The 2,679-nt window shown below is 41.4% G+C and carries 2 protein-coding genes; both read left to right on the plus strand.

Annotation, left to right across the window (positions count from 1 at the left end; translation table 11 throughout):
* Nucleotides 1-1,737, plus strand: a 1,737-nt coding sequence (locus ACSHWW_RS14400; RefSeq protein ID WP_435683165.1) for a tail fiber domain-containing protein, incomplete at its 5' end; no start/stop codon positions are given.
* Between the two features lie 274 nt (nucleotides 1,738-2,011).
* Nucleotides 2,012-2,679, plus strand: a 668-nt coding sequence (locus tag ACSHWW_RS14405) for a ribonucleotide-diphosphate reductase subunit beta (protein WP_435683166.1), incomplete at its 3' end; no start/stop codon positions are given.

A 2,679-nucleotide genomic window follows, 5' to 3' on the forward strand; every position in this document is an offset into this window, starting at 1 on the left:
ACATTACTTGAAATTACTGATGGTACTGGAGTTGATTTATCCGCAATTATTCCACCGGGAGGCACGGATGATCAGAACGCAGCAGAAGTATCTTATGACAATGTTGCTTCGGGATTGGCAGCTACCGATGCCCAAGCCGCAATCGATGAATTGGCAACTTCAGGGGTTGTCGATACCGATGATCAAGCATTGATTCTCACGGGTGACGTATTGACTATTGAAGATGGCTTGGGATCGATTGATTTAAGTGCTTATAAAGATGCACCGGACCTTACTACCCAAACAGGATTGCTTCAAGGAGACGGGACAACCATCTCAGGCTTGGTGGGAACTGCCGATAATCAAGTGGCAAAATGGAACAACGCCACCAATACCTGGGCAGCGGGAACAGATGAAACAGGCGGGTTGGCACTTCCTTACTACGACGAAACTTCCCTAGACAATGGGGCGGCCTTTCACACGCACAACACGGCTACAGCTGGCAGGTACGGTATAGCAGGTTCCGCAGGTATTGGTGCAGAAATTCTTCCTAGCAATAGTGCTGGCGTACTCGGGCATGGTGCTGGTGCACACGGTGTTTACGGTGTATCGGAGAACAACTTTTGGGCCGGTGTTCAAGGCGTTTCAAACTCGGTAAATGGCGTTGGCGTACAAGGTTATGCCTTCGGAGGTGGTGTTGGTGGGCATTTTTATACCACTACAACGGGGGTTGCAGCATTAACAACTGGACGGGGCAATGTAGGCATTGGTATTGATGAGCCAGAGATGAAAATGCATGTTGGTGGCGATCTATTCGTTCAGACAGACTTGGGGGAATTGGTTATGGGTTTTCCGGAGAATGGCAATCAATGGCAATTTAGTACTCTTGGTGCCGGAGCCGACCTACAATTCGATTCTAAACCAATTGGAAGTAATGTCTTCGATACCCGCTTTCGAATGCGCCAAGGGGGTGAGTTTCAAGTAGGAGATATTAGTAGCATATCTGCGTGGGCGCACATTCGGAACAACTCTACTATAATTAAACCGAATCTTAAACTAGAAGAAGAAGGCAATGATTTTGCCCGGTTGGAATTAACCAATAATGCGTCTGGGGGTGCTTTTTGGCACGTAGCAGGTTTACCGTCATCAACGGCGGCCAATGCTAAACTTAACTTTTATTTTCGAAATGCTAGTGGTGGTGGTGATCGGATGACAATTACAGGAAATGGACAGGTAGGTATCAATACCAGTAATCCTTCTGCTCGTTTAACAATAAACCAGGCTGGTCAAGAGGTAGGTACCGGTCTTAGTTTTAGGGATGGTACAGCTAATAAAGATTGGCATATTACCCATGGTTTTGCACTAATGTTTCATTATGGCGATGAATTACGAGGCTTTATTAACGCTAATACCGGAGCGTATACTTCTGCTTCAGATAAACGCTTAAAGTCTGAGATAAGAGAACTTCCAGATGTTTTAGAGCGGGTATCCTTGCTTAAGCCATCTAGTTATATTTTTAAAGCAGACAAATCACGGACAAGAGCAATTGGCTTTGTAGCTCAGGAGGTGCAACCATTATTTCCTGAACTGGTTAGTGAGAGCGGAGATGATGATATACTAGGAGTTAATTATGCGGGTTTTAGTGTAGTGGCTATAAGAGCTATACAAAAGCAACAAGAAATTATTTCAGAGCAATCAAGAATGATATCAAAACTAGAAGAAAGGTTACAAAGGTTAGAAGCTGTAATTACAAAATAGCCCGCTTAGATGGTGTTTTTATTTTTAAACCAAAAAGTATGTTTTTAATATACTTTTTGGTTTATTTTTTGTGTTCATCTTTCAGGTAAAATTTAGGCTAATTGTCGATCCCTGCTAAGATCATGTATATTCAATGCCAGCCCACATTTCAACAATCTCTGTTAAAAACTTTGTACTGGAAATGATTGAATAATATGAAATTCCAGCGCTTTTTTGCGACCTTTGTTTCCGTCGCAAAGGAAGAATTTTCTTCTCAACACTCAAATCCTTTAATATGTCCGTAGCCTTAGAGCCTATTCTAGAAGAAAACAACGATCGCTTTGTAATCTTTCCTATTAAGCATGACGATTTATGGGAATGGTACAAAAAATGTGAAGCGTGTTTTTGGACAGCGGAGGAAATAGACCTTAGTGAGGATTTAAACGACTGGAACAATAAGTTAAGTGATGACGAGCGTTATTTTGTTAAACATATATTAGCTTTTTTTGCAGCTTCGGATGGTATCGTAAACGAGAATTTAGCCGAGAATTTTGTTAGTGAGGTGCAATATGCCGAAGCTAAGTTTTTCTATGGATTTCAGATTATGATGGAAAACATTCACTCTGAAACGTATTCGCTTTTAATCGACACTTATGTGAAAGATGAGAAAGAGAAGAATACACTTTTTAAAGCCATTGAAAATTTTCCGGCTATTAAGAAAAAAGCGGATTGGGCCTTGAACTGGATTGACTCTCCAAGCTTTGCCGAGCGATTAATTGCTTTTGCGGCTGTTGAAGGTATTTTCTTTTCTGGTGCATTCTGTTCTATCTTCTGGTTAAAGAAAAGAGGACTTTTGCCTGGGTTAACTTTTTCTAATGAGTTAATCTCAAGAGATGAAGGTATGCACTGTGATTATGCGGTACACTTACATAACAAACACTTAATAAATAAAGTTCCCAAAGA

The organism is Nonlabens sp. (genome assembly GCF_051251825.1).
GTDB lineage: Bacteria > Bacteroidota > Bacteroidia > Flavobacteriales > Flavobacteriaceae > Nonlabens.